Origin of the sequence: Oricola sp., assembly GCF_022763245.1 — a bacterium.
Lineage (GTDB): Bacteria > Pseudomonadota > Alphaproteobacteria > Rhizobiales > Rhizobiaceae > Oricola.
Map to the genome: position 1 here is coordinate 289,627 of NZ_JALEGV010000014.1, position 16,974 is coordinate 306,600.

General features: G+C 65.7%; 20 protein-coding genes. 15 read left to right on the forward strand and 5 right to left on the reverse strand.

The genetic code is table 11. The features are described from left to right. The first annotated feature begins 2 nt into the window (after positions 1 to 2). From MRY80_RS09140 to MRY80_RS09155, 4 genes are all read left to right on the forward strand, one after another. Complete coding sequence (locus MRY80_RS09140) at positions 3 to 935, forward strand: site-specific tyrosine recombinase XerD (protein WP_293290255.1); 933 nt, start codon at positions 3 to 5, stop codon at positions 933 to 935. Positions 936 to 1,033: 98 nt separating this feature from the next. Then, a complete protein-coding gene (locus MRY80_RS09145) occupies positions 1,034 to 1,993 on the forward strand; it encodes an acetyl-CoA carboxylase carboxyltransferase subunit alpha (protein WP_293290484.1) in 960 nt (319 codons plus the stop codon). 126 nt (positions 1,994 to 2,119) lie between these two features. After that, positions 2,120 to 3,163 (forward strand): murein L,D-transpeptidase family protein, encoded by a 1,044-nt coding sequence (locus MRY80_RS09150; RefSeq protein ID WP_346433390.1) that lies wholly within the window; start codon positions 2,120 to 2,122, stop codon positions 3,161 to 3,163. A 2-nt stretch (positions 3,164 to 3,165) separates the two neighbouring features. Next, a complete protein-coding gene (locus MRY80_RS09155; RefSeq protein ID WP_293290257.1) occupies positions 3,166 to 3,408 on the forward strand; it encodes a sulfurtransferase TusA family protein in 243 nt (80 codons plus the stop codon). Here the strand turns inward: MRY80_RS09155 and MRY80_RS09160 are convergent. From MRY80_RS09160 to MRY80_RS09170, 3 genes are all read right to left on the reverse strand, one after another. Continuing rightward, positions 3,398 to 5,077: an alpha/beta-hydrolase family protein gene (locus MRY80_RS09160; RefSeq protein WP_293290259.1), complete on the reverse strand. Its 1,680-nt coding sequence runs from the start codon at positions 5,075 to 5,077 to the stop codon at positions 3,398 to 3,400. The two genes, MRY80_RS09155 and MRY80_RS09160, sit on opposite strands and share 11 nt — an antisense overlap. A 105-nt stretch (positions 5,078 to 5,182) precedes the next feature. After that, positions 5,183 to 6,220 carry a GTP-binding protein gene (locus MRY80_RS09165; protein ID WP_293290261.1) on the reverse strand — a complete coding sequence of 346 codons (1,038 nt, stop codon included), beginning with the start codon at positions 6,218 to 6,220 and terminating at the stop codon, positions 5,183 to 5,185. A 7-nt stretch (positions 6,221 to 6,227) separates the two neighbouring features. Then, complete coding sequence (locus MRY80_RS09170) at positions 6,228 to 7,415, reverse strand: D-alanyl-D-alanine carboxypeptidase family protein (protein ID WP_293290263.1); 1,188 nt, start codon at positions 7,413 to 7,415, stop codon at positions 6,228 to 6,230. 190 nt (positions 7,416 to 7,605) lie between these two features. On the opposite strand from MRY80_RS09170, the gene MRY80_RS09175 reads away from it, so the two are divergent. From MRY80_RS09175 to MRY80_RS09185, 3 genes are all read left to right on the forward strand, one after another. Next, positions 7,606 to 8,772 (forward strand): M20 aminoacylase family protein, encoded by a 1,167-nt coding sequence (locus MRY80_RS09175; protein ID WP_293290265.1) that lies wholly within the window; start codon positions 7,606 to 7,608, stop codon positions 8,770 to 8,772. A gap of 177 nt (positions 8,773 to 8,949) precedes the next feature. After that, the gene (locus MRY80_RS09180; protein ID WP_293290267.1) at positions 8,950 to 9,546 is read left to right on the forward strand and encodes a T6SS immunity protein Tdi1 domain-containing protein; all 597 of its coding nucleotides are present in this window, start codon (positions 8,950 to 8,952) and stop codon (positions 9,544 to 9,546) included. Between the two features lie 144 nt (positions 9,547 to 9,690). Beyond that, positions 9,691 to 10,005 carry a hypothetical protein gene (locus MRY80_RS09185; protein WP_293290269.1) on the forward strand — a complete coding sequence of 105 codons (315 nt, stop codon included), beginning with the start codon at positions 9,691 to 9,693 and terminating at the stop codon, positions 10,003 to 10,005. Positions 10,006 to 10,035: 30 nt separating this feature from the next. On the opposite strand, the gene MRY80_RS09190 is transcribed toward MRY80_RS09185, so the two are convergent. Further along, the gene (locus tag MRY80_RS09190; protein WP_293290271.1) at positions 10,036 to 10,410 is read right to left on the reverse strand and encodes a VOC family protein; all 375 of its coding nucleotides are present in this window, start codon (positions 10,408 to 10,410) and stop codon (positions 10,036 to 10,038) included. Positions 10,411 to 10,484: 74 nt separating this feature from the next. Here MRY80_RS09190 and MRY80_RS09195 point away from each other — a divergent pair, with 74 nt between their 5' ends. The 4 genes from MRY80_RS09195 (at position 10,485) to MRY80_RS09210 (ending at position 13,786) form a co-directional block, all read left to right on the forward strand. Further along, entirely contained in the window at positions 10,485 to 11,669 is a 1,185-nt protein-coding gene (locus MRY80_RS09195; protein ID WP_293290273.1) for a VWA domain-containing protein, read from the forward strand. 89 nt (positions 11,670 to 11,758) lie between these two features. Beyond that, positions 11,759 to 12,505, forward strand: coding sequence for a DUF1629 domain-containing protein (locus MRY80_RS09200; protein WP_293290275.1), 747 nt, complete (start codon positions 11,759 to 11,761; stop codon positions 12,503 to 12,505). A gap of 2 nt (positions 12,506 to 12,507) precedes the next feature. Continuing rightward, on the forward strand, positions 12,508 to 13,137 hold the full coding sequence (locus MRY80_RS09205) for a DUF1629 domain-containing protein (RefSeq protein ID WP_346433394.1): 630 nt from the start codon (positions 12,508 to 12,510) through the stop codon (positions 13,135 to 13,137). 40 nt (positions 13,138 to 13,177) lie between these two features. After that, a complete protein-coding gene (locus tag MRY80_RS09210) occupies positions 13,178 to 13,786 on the forward strand; it encodes a DUF1629 domain-containing protein (protein ID WP_293290278.1) in 609 nt (202 codons plus the stop codon). A gap of 138 nt (positions 13,787 to 13,924) precedes the next feature. On the opposite strand, the gene MRY80_RS09215 is transcribed toward MRY80_RS09210, so the two are convergent. Next, positions 13,925 to 15,202, reverse strand: a complete 1,278-nt coding sequence (locus tag MRY80_RS09215) for a DUF4147 domain-containing protein (protein ID WP_293290280.1) — start codon at positions 15,200 to 15,202, stop codon at positions 13,925 to 13,927. Between the two features lie 136 nt (positions 15,203 to 15,338). Here MRY80_RS09215 and MRY80_RS09220 point away from each other — a divergent pair, with 136 nt between their 5' ends. The 4 genes from MRY80_RS09220 (at position 15,339) to MRY80_RS09235 (ending at position 16,974) form a co-directional block, all read left to right on the forward strand. Continuing rightward, the gene (locus MRY80_RS09220; RefSeq protein WP_293290282.1) at positions 15,339 to 15,629 is read left to right on the forward strand and encodes a hypothetical protein; all 291 of its coding nucleotides are present in this window, start codon (positions 15,339 to 15,341) and stop codon (positions 15,627 to 15,629) included. A gap of 30 nt (positions 15,630 to 15,659) precedes the next feature. Further along, complete coding sequence (locus tag MRY80_RS09225; RefSeq protein ID WP_293290284.1) at positions 15,660 to 16,034, forward strand: TfoX/Sxy family protein; 375 nt, start codon at positions 15,660 to 15,662, stop codon at positions 16,032 to 16,034. 11 nt (positions 16,035 to 16,045) lie between these two features. After that, the gene (locus tag MRY80_RS09230; protein ID WP_293290286.1) at positions 16,046 to 16,717 is read left to right on the forward strand and encodes a DUF2461 domain-containing protein; all 672 of its coding nucleotides are present in this window, start codon (positions 16,046 to 16,048) and stop codon (positions 16,715 to 16,717) included. A 116-nt stretch (positions 16,718 to 16,833) separates the two neighbouring features. Beyond that, positions 16,834 to 16,974 carry a hypothetical protein gene (locus MRY80_RS09235; RefSeq protein WP_293290288.1) on the forward strand — a complete coding sequence of 47 codons (141 nt, stop codon included), beginning with the start codon at positions 16,834 to 16,836 and terminating at the stop codon, positions 16,972 to 16,974.

A 16,974-nucleotide genomic window follows, 5' to 3' on the forward strand; every position in this document is an offset into this window, starting at 1 on the left:
CCGTGCAGACTGGCGCCATGATTGACGCCTTCCTGGAAATGATGAGCGCCGAGCGCGGCGCCGCCGAAAACACGCTCGCCTCCTACCGGCTCGACCTGGAGGATGCGGACGCCTTCATGCGCGCGTCGCGCGGCGGCGGATTGCGGGGCGCGAGCGCGGCCGATATCTCGGCCTATCTGAAGAGCATGGACGCGTCGGGCTTCGCGGCCTCCTCGCAGGCGCGACGCCTGTCGGCGCTGCGGCAGTATTTCCGCTTCCTGCATGCCGAGAACCTGCGCGGCGACGATCCGACCGGCGTCATCGCCTCGCCGAAGAAGGCGCGGCCCCTGCCGAAGGTCCTGAGCGAGGAGCAGGTGAGCCGCCTGCTGGACCGGGCGGCCGAGGAAGCGGCCGATCCGGCGGCCTCGCCGAAGGTGCATGCCACCGCCGTGCGCAACCGGGCTCTACTGGAACTGCTCTACGCCTCCGGCCTGCGCGTCAGCGAACTGGTGTCGCTGCCGGTCAGCGTCGCCTGGCGCGACGAGCCGTTCTTCACCGTGGTCGGCAAGGGCGCCAAGGAGCGCATGGCGCCGATGACGGAGACGGCCCGCGAGGCGGTCGCCGCGCATCTTGCGCTGCGCGACCGCGATCCGCGCGCCGACGACTGCGCCTGGCTGTTCCCGGCTGAGAACCACGAGACCCACCTCGCGCGGCAGGTCTTCGCCCGCGAGCTGAAGGCATTGGGCGCGCGCTGCGGGATCACCGCGGTGAAGCTGTCGCCGCATGTGCTGCGTCACGCCTTCGCCAGCCACCTGCTGCAAAACGGGGCGGATCTGCGCGTCGTGCAGCAGTTGCTCGGCCATGCCGACATCTCAACGACGCAGATCTACACCCATGTCCTGGAGGAGCGTTTGCACCGCCTCGTCACCGAGCGGCATCCCTTGGCGAAAGCCTGAGGCCAAGGCGCGCGCGGTGCGCGGTTCTTGACATCGGGGGCATTTGCCTCCACCTCACCGCAAAACAAGAAAGCGACGGGCTGCCTTTATTCATGTCGATGTACAGCTATCTGGATTTCGAGAAGCCGATCGCCGATCTGGACGGCCAGATCATGGAGCTGAAGAAGCTTTCCGAGGGCGAGAACGGCGGCGTCGACGTCGCCGAGGAAGTCGCGCGGCTGGAGAAGCGCTCGGCCGAGGCGCTGGTCGAGGTCTACAAGAAGCTGACGCCCTGGCAGAAGGCGCAGGTGGCGCGCCATCCCGACCGGCCGCATTGCCAGCATTACGTCGATGCGCTGTTCACCGAATTCACGGCGCTGGCCGGTGACCGCAATTTTGCGGAAGATCTGGCGATCATCGCCGGTTTTGCCCGTTTCGAGGGCAATCCGGTCGCGGTGATCGGCCAGGAAAAGGGGTCCGACACGCAGGCGCGGCTGAAACACAATTTCGGCATGGCGCGGCCTGAGGGCTACCGCAAGGCGGTGCGCGTGATGGAACTGGCCAACCGCTTCGGCATTCCGGTCGTCACGCTGGTCGACACGGCGGGTGCCTATCCCGGCATCGGCGCCGAGGAACGCGGCCAGGCCGAGGCGATCGCGCGTTCGACGGAGATGTGCCTCAATCTCGAGGTGCCGATCGTTTCGATCGTCGTCGGCGAGGGCGGCTCCGGCGGTGCGATCGCGATCGCGACGGCCAACCACGTCTATATGCTCGAACACGCCATCTACAGCGTCATCTCTCCGGAAGGCTGCGCCTCGATCCTGTGGCGCGACGCCGCGCGCGCCAAGGATGCCGCCACCGCGATGAAGATCACGGCGCAGGACCTCCTGGCGCTGAAGGTCATCGACGGGATCATCGAGGAACCGCTGGGCGGCGCGCATCGTGATCGCGCGGCGGTGATGGCCTCGGCCCGCAAGACGCTCACCGACGCGCTCGGCGACCTGTCGGCGCTCGACGGCCCCGCGCTGAAGCACGCCCGGCGCGAGAAGTTCCTGGCGATCGGCCGCGATCTGGGCTGATTGCGGTCCCGCAAGGGAAATCGCCATATCGACGCCGCATTTGCCATGGAGTCGTCTCCCAGTCGTCGCATCATGCGGCGCGGGGAAATCTTGCGGCGAATCCTCGCCGGCTGTAATCGGGGGTTGATGATTCTTCCGGCGCTTTCAGGTCTGTCTGTCCGCCGCAGCGCGCTCGTCATGGCGCTGGCTGCCGCGACGGCGCTTGCCGGATGCGAATCGAGCGACCTGCTGTCCCTGAGCGCCAACGCGCCGCTGCCCGAAGACGTGAAAAATCACATGAAGGCCAACGGCATGACCCGGTCATCGCCGATCATGGTCCGCATCTTCAAGGAAGAGGCGGTGCTGGAGGTCTGGAAGCAGAAGGACACCGGCCGCTACGGGCTCGTCAAGAGCTACGAGATCTGCGCCTATTCCGGCAAGCTGGGGCCGAAGATAAAGGAAGGCGACCGGCAGGCGCCGGAGGGCTTCTACTGGATCTCCAAGGGCCTCCTCAACCCGAAGTCCGACTATCACCTCGCCTTCAACACCGGTTTCCCGAACACCTATGACCGCGCCAACGGGCGCACTGGGTCGCATCTGATGGTGCACGGGTCCTGTTCCTCGGCCGGCTGCTACTCGATGACCGACGAGAACATCACCGAGATCTACGCCTTCGCGCGCGAGGCGCTGCAGGGCGGCCGGCAGCAGGCCTTCCAGGTCCAGGCCTTCCCCTTCCGCATGACGCCGGAAAACATGGCCCGGCATCGCAACGATGCGAGCTTCGCCTTCTGGAAAATGCTCAAGGAAGGCTACGACCATTTCGAGCTGACCAAGATCCCGCCGAAGGTCGACGTCTGCGGACGGCGCTACGTATTCAACGCCGAGCCGGAGAGCGGTGCTTTCCGGGCCACGGCGGCCTGTCCTCCGATGAGCCTGCCGACCAAGCTGCAGACGGCCTACCAGACCTTGCAGTCGCAGCAGGCGCTGGCCTTCGACAAGGCGGTCTCGTCTCTGGAAGCCAAGGCGGCGGTTGCCGAGCAGGAGGCTGCCGCGGCTGCCGAGAAGAAGGCCGCACAAGAGCTGGCCGAGGCCGAGCGCGTCGCTGCGGCGGCGCAAGCCCCGGAGAAGAAGTCGTCCTCGCCGCTGCGCGGACTGCTCGGCCTGTTGCCCGGTGGCGGCTCCAACCGCTGACCATGGCCGACATCTACGACCTGCGCGGCCTCTCCTGTCCGATGCCGGTGCTCAAGACCCAGAAGCGCCTGAAGAGCCTGAAGCCCGGCGATCGGCTGTGGGTGCGCACCAGCGATCCGCTCGCCGTCATCGACATTCCGCACTGGTGCCGCGAGAGCGGCAATCCGCTGATCGAATCGGAGAAGGCCGGGGACGGCCACCGCTTCCTGATCGAATGCGGAGCCGGTCCGGCCGCTATTTCTTGAACAATGTGAAGCTCGGCGGGCGCCGTTCGAAGATCGCCTTGAGCTGATCGGCGCGGGCCTCCGTCCAGCCGGGCGGGTCGGCGAGCGCCGCCCAGGCGTCGATATAGTCCTCCGCGACATAGTAGTGGCCGTAGCCCTCGACATTGAGGGCGGCGAGCATGTCGAGGCCGATCTGGAACGCGGTGACGGCCGGATACCAGCGCATCTGCGGCGCGACATCGGGCGCGCGCGGCTCCGAGAGCCAGTCGGGGGCGCGCCAGATGGTGGCGAAGTCGAAGACGACGATCGGGTCGCTGCCATAGTGCAGGAAGACGAAGCGCACGGGGCCCCACGGCGCGTCCGCCTCGTCGAGGACGTTGTCCTGATTGGTGACGCGCACCAGCGAGCCGTTGCCGTAGCGCGGCCGCCAGGCGGGGCTTTCGGGGTTGCGGTCGTCGCGGATCCGGGCCCAGAGCGGGCTGAGGAACGGCGAACCGGCCCACAGTGCGCCGTTCGGCGGGTCGCCCAATGTGTCGAGGAAGGGCAGCGTGGCCTGGCTGTTCAGCGCGCCCTGGCTCAGCCCGTGGACGTAGAGCCGCGGACGGTCGTCTTCGGGCAGCGTTGTCCAGTAGGCGTAGAACACGTCGAACAACGCACGCGCCTGGTCGAAGCCGTAATCCACATGGGTGAGGATCGACAGGTAGGAGATCAGGTAGGAATACTGCACCGCCACCTGGGTCGCGTTCCCGCCGAACATGAAATCGAGCGCGTCGTGGGAGCCGGGGTCCATCCATCCCGTGCCAACCGGCGTGGTGATGACGAGCACCTCGCGGTCGAACCCGCCGACGCGGATGGTTTCGGCCAGCGCCAGCTTGGCGCGCGCCCGGGCCGTGCGGGCGGAGCGCCGCCCGACATAGACGCGGATGGGCCGCATGGCCGCGTCGCCGGAAAACTCGGTGATCTCGTTGCGTGACGGCATGCTCGCGATGAAGTCGCGGCCATTGGCGCCCAACTGCTCCCATCGCACCAGCGACGCGCTGCTGCCGGTCATCATGGGATCGTCGGGCGCGGAAGTCTCGGCGTCGATCAGCAGGTCGGCCGCCTCGAAGGAGGCGTCGGCGGCTTCCATGAAATTGCGGATGAGGACGCCGTCGATCAGCGCCCAGGACAGGGCGACGGCAACCAGGATGCCCATGACCGGCCCGGTGCGGCCGGGCAGGATGCGGGCCAGCGCCCGCCCGGCGCGCCGCGTGACGAAGAGAAAGGCGCTGCCGGCAAGCCAGAGGAAGCCGAAGACGAGGAAGGCCGTCGTCGAAACCGTCAGCGGATGTGCGGTCGGCACCGGCGGCAGGTCCATCACCGCGCGCGTGGCGTTCTGCCAGTCGGCGGCATACCAGAGCGACAGCATGCAGACCGCGAGGCTGATCGCGAAGAGCGGCCAACGCACATAGGGTGCGAGCCTCTCGCCCGGCTCTGGCAGCAGCATGATGCGCCACAGCCACATGGCAAGAGCGCCGATGGCATAGCCGAGGGTTGCCGACAATCCCGCCAGGACACCCTGCATGGCCGCTTCGCGCGGGATCAGCGACGGGGTGAGCGAGGCGGCGAACAGGAGCGACGCCATCAACACGCCCGGCGCGGATATCAGCCAGTCATTGTCGTTGATGACGGGTTCAGCCTTCGTCGCCACCCCAGCGCTCCGTTCGGTTCGGCAGGCGTTACGAATGAAGATGGCACGGGCCTTCCGGCCTGTCGACATGCCGACAATCACATGGCTGCGACCAGTTGTCCGCGGTCACATGCCGGGAATGGCGAGCGGATTGTTGGTCAGGGCCTGGGCGTCAGGGCGGTCGGGCGCGATCTGTCCGGTGAAGGCGGCGAACAGGCCTTCCACATGGGCGCGATTGCCGTTCTTCGTGATGACGACCAGCCGCGTCTGCGGCGTGCGGCCGCCCCAGCCGTCGAGGCGAACCGGCGGATGGAAGACCGACTGGACCCCGTGGACGACAAGTGGCCGCTCCGGATCCTCAACGGTGCGCACGATGCCCTTCATGCGCAGCAACTGGCGCGGCATCGACGAACGCAGCAGGTCGATGAACATCTCGACCGTCGAGGCGGGGATCGGCCGGTCATGCGTCAGCGTGAAGGCCTCGATCGTCGCATCGTGGCGATTGACGTCGTGGTGATGATGGTGATGGCCGTGCGGCTCGTCTTCGGGCAGGTCGGCCGCCGAGACGGCCGCGTCGTCAAGCACCAGCGCGAAGCCGTCGGCCCGGCTGTCGACGGGCGTCACCATCGGGTTGAGCGCGGCGATGGCCGCCAGCAACTCCTCGGATGGCGGCGTCATGTCGGTCTTGGTCAGCACGATGCGGTCGGCGAGCGCGACCTGGCTGCGCGCCTCATCGTGCTCGCGCAGGCTTGTCAGCCCCGTTGCCGCGCAGACGACGGTCACGAGGCTCGCGACGCGAAACCGTTCGTTCAGGCCCGGCGTGGCCATCACCGCCTGCAGCACGGGGGCAGGGTCGGCGAGGCCCGTGGTCTCGATCACCACGCGGTCGAGCGTCGAACCGGCATCGACGCGGGCGGCGATCTGGAACAGCGTGTCGACGAGGTCGCTGCGCACCGTGCAGCACAGGCACCCGTCGGACAATTCGATCATCGGCTCGCCGCCTTCGGCCGCCTCGACCAGGAGGTGGTCGATGCCGACATCGCCGAACTCGTTGATGATGACCGCCGTGTTGGCGAAGCCGCCGGCGCCGATCAGCCGGTTGAGGAGCGTGGTCTTGCCTGCGCCGAGGAAGCCGGTGACCACATGGACGGGAAGGACGGGCATGGTCGCGTCAGGCACCGCTGTCGGCGGGCCGGAATTCGGGCACCGGGATGGCGCGCTTGGCGTCGAGGTCCAATCCGGCGGCGCGGCGTGCCTCGGCCACCTCGTCGGTCAGGCGCACGGGCCGGTATTCGGGCACCGGCACTTCGCCGATATAGCGCCCGGCCAGCATGATGGCCGACATGCTCGCGCCCTCCGCGCCGCCCTTGAAGATGGTGTCGGGCACCAGCGGGCGGGTCAGCGGCGCCAGCGCGGTGGTGGCGAAATGATCGAGCGACCGGTCGGCCCAGCGGGCGTCATTGGCCTCCTGCGAGCAGACGATGTTGCGGACGTTCTCGACCTTGAGCGAGCGGTCTTCCGGCGGCGTCATCGACGCCAGCACCGGCTGGAAGCCTTCGGAGCCGAGACTGGCGAAGCCGGCTTCGAGCAGGTCGGCGGCCTTTTCGGCGCGGGCCTTGGAGCTCATTTCCCCGAGAACCACGGCGATCAGCGTCGTGCCTTCGCGCGTCGCAGAGCCGACCAGGTTGAACCCCGCATCGCAGATGTAGCCGGTCTTCATGCCGTCGGCGCCGGCAAAGCGGCCGAGCAGCAGGTTGTAGGAATCGTAGACCGTCTCGCCGTCCTTCAGCGCTTCGGTGGAAAAGTAGTGGTCATATTGCGGGTAGTCGCGGCGGATGGTGCTGGCCAGAACCGCGAGGTCGCGCGCCGAGGAATACTGTTCGGGATCGTGCAGCCCGTGCGGGTTGACGAAATGCGTGTCCTCCAGACCGAGCCGCCTGGCCTCGGCGTTCATGCGCTCGGCGAAGGCTTCCACCGAGCCGGACACCGAATCCGCGATTGCCACTGCGATGTCGTTGGCGGATTTGACCAGCAGCATCTTCAGCGCGTTGTCCAGCGTGATGATGGTGCCCACCGGATAGGCCATATGGCTCGGCGGCTTGCGCGCGGCCTCCAGCGAAATCCGCACCGGAGATTTCAGCGTCAGCGCGCCGCTCTCGATCTCGCGAAAGGCGACATAGGCCGTCATCAGCTTGGTCAGCGAGGCCGGGTGCCAGCGCGCGAACGGCCGCTCGGCCTCCAGCACCCGCCCCGTCGCCATCTCCACCACCATGGAGGGCGCGTCGGTCTGCACCGCGCCCGCGGTTCCGCCGAAGACGGTGAAGAAACAAAGCAGAGCGACGAGGGGAAGGCGAAGCATGGCTATCCTTGTCCCGGCAAGCATGGACGTTTCCTGAGTGATGACAGCGGCCCCGCAGTTGTGTAGGCGATTGCGCGCGGCGAAACAAGGAGAGCGTCGCAGCAGGAGCGAAACGAAATGCGCCGGGGCTTGCCCTGTGGCCTTCACGCCTCCATCTTCGACAAACGGAATGTTTCGGGAGACGCAATCGATGCCGGTTCTCAATCGAGCGCATGAAATGCAGGGCGATGTCGTTGAATGGCGGCGGCACCTGCATCGCCATCCCGAATTGCTGTTCGACGTCCACCAGACGGCGGCCTTCGTCGAAGAGAAGCTGCGATCCTTTGGCTGCGACGAGGTGGTGACCGGTCTCGGGCGCACCGGCGTCGTCGGCGTCATCCACGGCAATCGCGGGGCGGGCGAGACGCTCGGCTTTCGCGCCGACATGGACGCACTGCCCATCAAGGAGATGACCGGCAAGGACTACGCGTCCACCACGCCCGGCAAGATGCATGCCTGCGGCCATGACGGCCACACCTCGATGCTGCTCGGCGCGGCGCAATATCTGGCCGAAACCCGCAATTTCGCCGGCACGGTCGTGGTCATCTTCCAGCCGGCCGAGGAGGGCGGCGGCGGTGGTCGCGAAATGGTCGATGACGGGCTGATGGAGCGCTTCGGCGTCGATCGGGTCTACGGCATGCACAACATGCCGGGCGTTCCGGTCGGCCAGTTTTCCATCCGCACCGGCGCGCTGTGGGCATCGACGGACGAATTCAAGATCACCATCACCGGGCGCGGCGGGCATGCCGCATGGCCGAACCAGACGATCGACCCGATCGTCATCGGCGCGCAGATCGTCCAGGCGCTGCAGACGATCGCCTCGCGCAATGTCGATCCGGTTTCCGCGATCGTCGTGTCGGTGACCCAGTTTCACGCCGGCACCGCGCACAATGTCATTCCCGAGGACGCCGAGATCGGCGGCACGATCCGGGCGCTCTCTCCGGAGAATCGCGAACTCGGCGAAGTGCGCCTGCGCGCGCTCGCCCAGAACATCGCCTCCGCGCACGGCGCGACCGCCGAGGTCGAGTGGCGCAAGGGATATCCGGTGATGATCAACCACAGCGGCGAAGCCGACGTCTGCGCGCAGGTCGCCGGCCGCGTGGTCGGCGACAACGCAGTCGAAACCGAGGCCGCGCCGATGATGGGCGGCGAGGACTTCGCCTACATGACCGAAGCGCGGCCGGGCGCGATGATCCTGATCGGAAACGGCAACACCGCTGGCCTGCACCACCCCGCCTACGACTTCAACGACGACATCATACCGCTTGGCATCAGCTACTGGGCCGGGCTTGCGGAGAACAACGCGCAGAGGGGGTAAGTTCGCTGATCCAGCGGTTCTGGAGGCGGGTGGTTTCGCGGAATATGGACTTTTGCGACGGACTTCGTCGTCTCCGTTCTACTGGCAATGACGCCTGATCGAACGGTTGGGCTTTCCGTGGCGACCGCCGTTTCGCAGAGGTGAGCATGAACGCGTAACGGGATATGTTGAGTTGTGATGTTCAGCGCCCTTGAGAACAGTTTTGCAAGGGATTCCGACCTCTGCGTAGGCAACCATGGCCATGCCGGGTCTTCAAGTATTGCGGGCCTGACCGAGTTAGTTTGCCGTTTCGGGGGCAGTTCGTTTGAGCGGGGCGCGTACCGGGTTGTGAGGGCGGTGGATATGGGCCGCTGGAATGCGCGCATCGGCTTCGCCTACCCGGAATTTGCAGGCAAGGTCACATGCTTCGGATATGATTGGCTGGGACGTGCATTCGCCGCAGAATCGACCCGGCGCGAGAAGGATGGTGCCGAGGTCCTCATGTTCGACCCCGGTGCGGGAGAAGCGCTAGAAGTCCCGTGCGATGTCGTAACGTTTCACGATAGGGGGCTTCTCGAGTTCGCTGAAGCTGCTCTTGCTCGGGGTTTTCGGAAAAGATGGGCCGCAGCCGGCGGCGCTGCGCCGCAGTATCAGCAGTGCATCGGCTACATCAAGCCGTTGTTCCTAGGTGGCGAAGATGAGGTTTCGAACCTGGCTCTCGACGATATCGACGTATATTGGCACATTACGGGTCAGCTCATGCGAGGAGCAGGAAGACGTCTGCGGGAACCTTAGTCCGTCTGCGCTCAGCGTAACTCTCGGAATGGCGTGTGCCCACGCAACTGGTCAGTAGACGGTCTGGAGCCTCGTACGGTGCATGACCCGATCGTTGGCGTCCGGGCGCGATTCGCGCTAGCATCGGGCCGGGAGGATCGGTCGGTGTTCACTTCGCGTGAAGATAGGCTCGTTGCGGCGCTCGTTATCGTGTGGGCGGGGCTGTTCGCGTGGTCCTTCATCGACTTCATGACGACCGAGGCGACCGGCGACGGGTTCACCCGTGGCTTCAACCGGATCGCCGGTTTCCTGCTCTGGCAGTTCGCCGCCGGCATCGTGTCGGTTCCGGCCTATCTCACCGGTCGGGCCCATCCGCGCGGTTCGCTCGTGCGCTGGATCAGCCGCGTGCCGCTGGCGGTCTCCGTCTTGCTGCTCGTGGGGATGGTCGGGCTGATCCTGATTGCGCGCGCGGGCGGTTGAAGCGTGGCCTGATCGGGCGCCGCCGACAGCCTAGCCTTCCTGGCGCGCCAGCCACCAGACCGTGTTGTTGCCGTCGTCGATGCCGCCGCGCCGGTCGCCGTCCGGTTTCAGCTCCAGCGGCTGGACCACCGTGCCGCCGGCCTCGAGCGCGCGCTGGAACGCCTCTTCGACGTCGGCGCAATAGACATGCACATTCGTCTTCGGCCCGTCCGCCATCTCGCCCATCATCACGACCGTGTCGTCGATGCGGGCCTCGGCATGCATCACCGAGCCGTCGTCGCGGCGATGCAGCCGCAGGTCCTCGGCCCCGAAGACGGCCTTCAGGAAATCGAGCGTTTTCCGCGCGTCGGGCACGATGAGATAGGGCGCGGCGCTGGTATAGCCGGTTGGCTTGTAGTCGGACATGCTCTCTCCTTCGATGGCGGCGCGGGGCCGGGCGGCCTGATGACACGCCCCGCCAACGGCGCTAGAAACACGCCATGTTCATTCCGTTCTTCCTCGAACTCAAGGCCGCCAAGGTTCCGGTGTCGCTGCGCGAATATCTTTCGCTGCTGGAGGGGCTGGAGGCGGGCCTCGTCACCTATGACGTCGAGGGCTTCTATTATCTCGCCCGCTCCGCGCTGGTGAAGGACGAGCGTCACATCGACCGTTTCGACCAGGTCTTCTCCCACATCTTCCGTGGCGTCGAGGCCGTGTCGGGGGAAGGCGGCGTCGATGTCGCCAACCTGCCGGAGGAGTGGCTGCGCAAGCTTGCCGAGAAGCATCTGAGCGAGGAGGAGAAGAAGCTGGTCGAGGCGCTGGGCGGCTTCGACAAGCTTATGGAGACGCTGAAGGAGCGGCTAAAGGAGCAGGAGGGCCGCCACCAGGGCGGTTCGAAGTGGATCGGCACCGCCGGCACCTCGCCCTTCGGCGCCTATGGCTACAATCCGGAGGGTGTGCGCATCGGCCAGCACGAAAGCCGGCATCGGCGTGCCGTGAAGGTCTGGGACAAGCGCGAATTCAGGAATTTCGACGATTCCGTCGAGCTTGGAACCCGCAACATCAAGGTCGCGCTGAAGCGCCTGCGCCGCTGGGCCCGCCAGGGCGCTCATGACGAATTCGACCTCGACAACACCATCCGCTCGACCGCCGAACACGGCTATCTGGACGTGAAGATGCGGCCCGAGCGGCGCAATGCGGTGAAGCTGGTGATGTTCTTCGACGTCGGCGGCTCCATGGACGACCACATCCGCGTCGTCGAGGAGCTGTTTTCGGCCGCCCGCGCCGAGTTCAAGCACATGGAATACTACTACTTCCACAACTGCCTCTATGAGAGCGTGTGGAAGGACAATCGCCGCCGTTTCGCCGAGCGCATCCCGACCTTCGACGTGCTGCACACCTACGGGTCGGACTACCGCGTCGTCTTCGTCGGCGACGCGGCGATGAGCCCCTACGAGATCGCCATGGCCGGCGGCTCGGTGGAGCATTGGAACGAGGAAGCCGGCGCGGTGTGGATGAGCCGCGTGCTGGAGAAATTCCCGCGCACGCTCTGGCTCAATCCCGAACGCGAGGATCGCTGGCAGTTCACGCAATCGACCCAGATGCTCAAGGACATCATGGGCGGGCGCATGTATCCGCTGACGCTGAAGGGTCTGGACGAGGCGACGCGGGAACTGTCGCGCTGAGGCGAGCGGCCGAAATTCAGGTCGGATATTCAACCGAAAGTTGACGAATCCCATCCATTTTCGACAGCGAAGGCGAAGATGGGGCGACGATGGCATTCGGACTGAAAGGCGTGTTCGGCGCGCGCAGGCGGCAGGAGGAGATCGAGGCGGCACAGGCCGAGGTCATTCCGGGCGCCCGGGTCTACGACATCGTCGATTCCTACGCCAAGCTGTCGGGACAATTGGGCGACCATTTCATGTCCGACAACAGGGAATGGGAACGGCTGCGCCAGTTGCGCGTCAGCGCCTTCGCCGCGCACCATCCGAACGGATACCGGCCGCATGACGTCTTCGCCGAAATGCCCATCGTGCCCGTCGATCCGGAGCACATGCCGAAAACGGCGCGGCTGAAGAAGAGCGCGCCTGCGACGCTTCCCGAATTCTCGCTGTTCAACGGGATCAGGATCGTCTCGCAGCGCGTCCACGACGCGGTGCATGCGCTGGAGCCGGGCAGGCACCGCTTCTTTCCGCTGACCGTGACGCGTCACGACGGCGGCGAGAGCTACCGGTACTACTTCGTCCAGTTCCTCGAACAGACGGATTGCATGTGCCTGCCGCTTTCCGGCTTCCGGCAGAAGACGAGCCCGAACGGCGTGCCCTACTGGGCTTCGCCCCCGGAGCGGACGCAAACCTATTTCCTCTGGGCCGACTGCCTCGGCGACCGCCACATGTTCCGGGATCGTCGCGCCAGGGGCGGCGTGATGGTTTCGCAGAGACTCGTCGACACGCTTGGCGACTTCCTGCCGCGCGGCATCGAACTGGTCGAAAACGGTCTCCTGAGACGAAGGGACAAGTGACCATGGTCTGGGAAATCGAGGCGGCCTATGACGGACGCTATTCACCGGGTGTGCGGCACCCGGAGGAGAGCCCGGACCACGATGCCGGGCGCGGCGGGCAGTCCTTCTTCGACGGCGTGGTCCAGCTGCTGAAAGAGGGCCGTCCGCTGCGCCATCCCGAGCGCATGCCGACGACCGGCCGCATCCCGAAGCCGCGCAAGCGGTTTTACGCGGTCATGCGCATGATGGACCAGCTCGGCGTGACCGAGGAACTGCGCGACTTCATCGAGAAATGGGAACCCGGCGTGCATGAGTTCTTCCCGATCCGCCTTATTGCCAAATCGACGGGCGAGGAGATGCCGGTCACCTATCACATCCTCAACGTTTGCAACCGGATCCCGTCGATCGTGTTGGACGAAGAATTGCTCCGGATCGAACGTATCGGCGAAGGCCCCGACGCCCGACACTTCTGGTTCAGGCGCAGCGGCAAGGACCCGCTCCCGGTCTTCAGCCGCGACGCGATCGGCGGCAGGCACATCTGGCGCGACGATGGAAGCCCCGCCCGCATTTTCGCTTCAGATGCGTTCGTCGAAGCGATGGAAGAGGCCGGCTTCAAGGGCTGGGACAAGGTGTGTCACTACGACGAGGTGTAAGGTGGAGGCCCGGCGGCAGCGAAAAATGAGGCGCTTGTAGATGGCATGTTTTCTCGGCCAGGAGTCGGGCGAAATCCTCGACCATGGCGGCATCGAAGCGCTCGATGGCGACATTGCGCGAATCAGGCCTGCCGACGTGACGCCGGACGACGGGATCAGGATCAAATCGAGCTGCTCCAATCAGGGCCGCCCACTCGAAACGGCGTTCATGCCGACGCGCATGCGCGTCGCAGGCCCGAAGCGCCGGTTGACGGATGTGCTGCCCGGTTACATGTCCCTGCTCGTGCCCGCCAGGTTCCGCGCACTGCTGGAAGAGCTGGAACCCGTCTTGCACCAGTTCTTTCCCATCATACTTGAATGGTCCGACGGCAGCCCGGCCGGCGACCGCTTCTGGTTCAATGTCTGCAACAGGATCGACGGCGTCAGCCCGGAAGGAACGACATTCGAGTTTCGGAATATCTGGTTTCTCGACGGTTCGCCCGACAAGACGCTGGTATTCAGCCGCCAGAGGATCGGCGCCCGCCACGCCTGGGCCGAGAAGCTCATCTCGGGCTTCAACCGTCCCTTCATCAGCGATGTCTTCGCCGAAAGGCTCCAGGAGGCCGGCCTGTCCGGCATGAAGCTCCAACGCTTCGATGAGGTCGAATGACTGTGCCGCGCATCCGCAAGGCGAGAGCCCGGGGCTTGCTTGCTTCCTGCTGTCGGCATGGGCGCATCACGGAGCGCGTGGCGTGCCTTTCTTTCTGATGCCGCGCGCGACTGTCTGGGGCCAAAGGCTAGTCGCCGCTTATCCCAGCAACAGCACCTGGAGATCCGCGACATTGGTGCCGGTCGCGCCGGTCATCAGCAGCGCGTCGGCTGCCTCGAGCGCGTGATAGGCGTCGTTGTCATCCAGATAGGCCTTCACGGACATGTCCTTGGCGGCAAGCGCCGGGATGGTGTCCGGCGTGACGAGGCCGCCGGCCGCGTCTGTCGGCCCGTCGCGGCCGTCGGTGCCGCCGGAGAGGAACGCCCAGGGCCTCGGCAGCGGCGTGCCTTCGCACAGCGCCGCGAAGCGCAGCGCCATCTCCTGGTTGCGGCCGCCCTTGCCGGTGCCGGTCACATGCACGGTCGTTTCGCCGCCCGCCAGGATCGCAACCTTGCCGCTTGGCGCCTTCGCCGCGGCCGCAAGGAAGGCATCGGCCGCGTCCTGCACGTCGCCTTCCAGCCATTCCGACAGGATGACCGTCTCGTAGCCGCGGTGACTGGCGGCGTTGTCGGTCGCCTGCAGGCTAATGCGGTTGGAGCCGATCAGCAGGTTCTCGGTCGTGTGGACGAAGTCCTGCGACGGTTCGCCGGCGCGTTTTTCCAGATGCGCCATGACGCTGGCCGGCATTCGGTCCGAAAGGCCGAGGCCGCGCACGATTTCCAGCGCCTTTTCCGGCGGGGCCGGGTCCGCGACGGTCGGGCCCGACGCGATGATGGCGAGATCGTCGCCCGGCACGTCGGAGAGGATCAGCGCCAGCCCCTGCGCGGGCGAGATGGCCCGCGCCAGCCCGCCGCCTTTGAGCCGCGACAGCGCCTTGCGCACCGTGTTCATGGCGACGATGTCGGCGCCGGATTTCAACAGCAATTCGCTGGCGGCGATCTTCTCGGCGAGCGTCACGCCCTCCACCGGGGCCGGCAGCAGCGCGGAGGCGCCGCCGGAAATCAGGCACAGGACCAGATCGCTGGTCGCCGCATCGCGGGCGATCCGTTCGGCCTCGCGGGCGCTGTGCGCGCCGTTCTCGTCGGGCAGCGGATGCGACGCGCCGATGACCGTCACACCCTTGATGTCGAGCACATTCTCGACATTGGTGACGACCAGCGCCTCGCCGATCTTGCCGGCCGGCAGCAATTCGAGCGCCGCCTGGATCATCGGCACAGCCGCCTTGCCGGCGGCGATCACATGCACCTTTCCCGCCTCCGACCATTCGCCGTCATGTACCTCGAGGGCGTTGACGACGGCGTCATGGGGATCGGCCTCGGCCACGCCGGCCATGAAGATCGCGCGTGCGTCCTGCTTCAGTTCGTCCTGTCCGGCCATGTGCCCCTTCCGCGTTGCATGCTTCCCCGCTTTTTGCAGCGGGAAGCCGCCGCTGTCACGTCCGTATTTGTCAGCAGGGGCGGGGCCGGGGCGCGAAATCACTTCGCTGGTGCCGCAAATCCGCTACGATGTTGAAATGGCATCTGCCGACATGGTGAGAGTTGAGCGAGGAGACCGCCTGGTGATCTGGAATATCGTCGACCACCGGAAGCGCCGGTATCGCTGGGCACGCGTCAACGCGGTCATCGAGGATACGACGGCGGACAATGCATGCAACGACGCCGATCAGCTTGACGAGGACAATGCGGAAGCGCCGATGTTCGAAGAGCTCAAAGGCGCGTCCATTCACGAAGCCATCAAATGGGCGGACGCAGCGCCCGGAAAAGTGACCTTGTATCTGTATGACGAAGGCAAGGGCATTGAATAGGCCGGCCTTCGGTCGAGGGGAGGGGGTCCGTTGGAAGGATTGAGCCCGGGCAGCAAGCCCAAACACCGCCATGACGAAGCCCTTGCCGCGCGCATGCGCGAGCTGCTCGACGGCCTGCCGGGTCTCTCGGAAAAGAAGATGATGGGCGGGATCTGCTTCCTGCTCGACGGCAACATGGTCGGTGCCGCGCGCCGCGAGAAATCCGGCGACGGCCATTTCATGCTCCGTGTCGGCAAGGAGAACGAGGAAAAGGCGCTGGCGCTTCCCGGCACGCGGCCGATGATCCATGGCGGCCGCAAGATGGGCGGCTTCATCTATCTCGACGAGGACATGGCCGAACCGGAGACGCTGCGCGCTCTGACTTCGCTGGCGTTGTCCTTCGTCACCGCTCTGCCACCGAAATAGGACCCGATGCCATGGCCGCCACCGATTTCACCGGCTTCACCGACGAGACGCTCGCCTTTCTTCGCGGCTTGAAGACCGACAACACGAAGGAGTGGTTCGCCGCCAACAAGGCGAGTTACGAGGCGGCGGTCAAGAAGCCGGCCCAGGCCTTCGCGCAGGTGATGGCGGGCGAACTCGAGCGGCTGACCGGCGTTGCGCAGAAGCCGAAGATCTTCCGCATCAATCGCGACCTGCGCTTCTCCAAGGACAAGACGCCCTACAACACCCACATCCACATCTCGTGGACGCCCATGGGCGGCACGGCCGACAGCCCTGCCTTCATGTTCGGCCTGTCGACCGAATACTGCACGCTTGGCTGCGGCGTGTTCGAATTCTCAAAGCCGGGACTTGCCGCCTATCGCAGCGCCATCGCCGGCGCGGACGGTGACGATCTCGTCCGGATGATCGACGGGATGGTGGCGCAGGGCTGCCGGGTTCAGGAGCCGGCGCTGAAACGGGTTCCGGCGGGCTTTCCCGACGATCATCCGCACCTGAACCTCTCGCTCCACAAGGGTATCGCGGTCTGGCGAGACCTGGAAAATCCGCAGGCCGCCACCAGCCCCGACATCATGACGCGATGCCTCGATCATTTCACAATACTGCTGCCGTTGTGGCGCTTTGTCGCCATATTAAGTGACCATTAATCAAGCCGGGAATGCGACTGTGACCAAACGCACAGGCGCAAGGGTTTGGAAGGACTATTCTCCGAGCATGCAACAAACGGCGCAAAGACGCCGGCAGGGAAACAGGAGAGGCAGCCATGGTACAGTATTTACCCCGTCTGATGCTCGCGGCGATGTTCTTCTCGATCATCGCGCTCGGTTTCGCCGTCAAGTCCACCCGCGCGGCCGTCGAGTTCTCTGCCGAGGCCTTCACCGAGACGACGTTCGAGCGCAGCTGA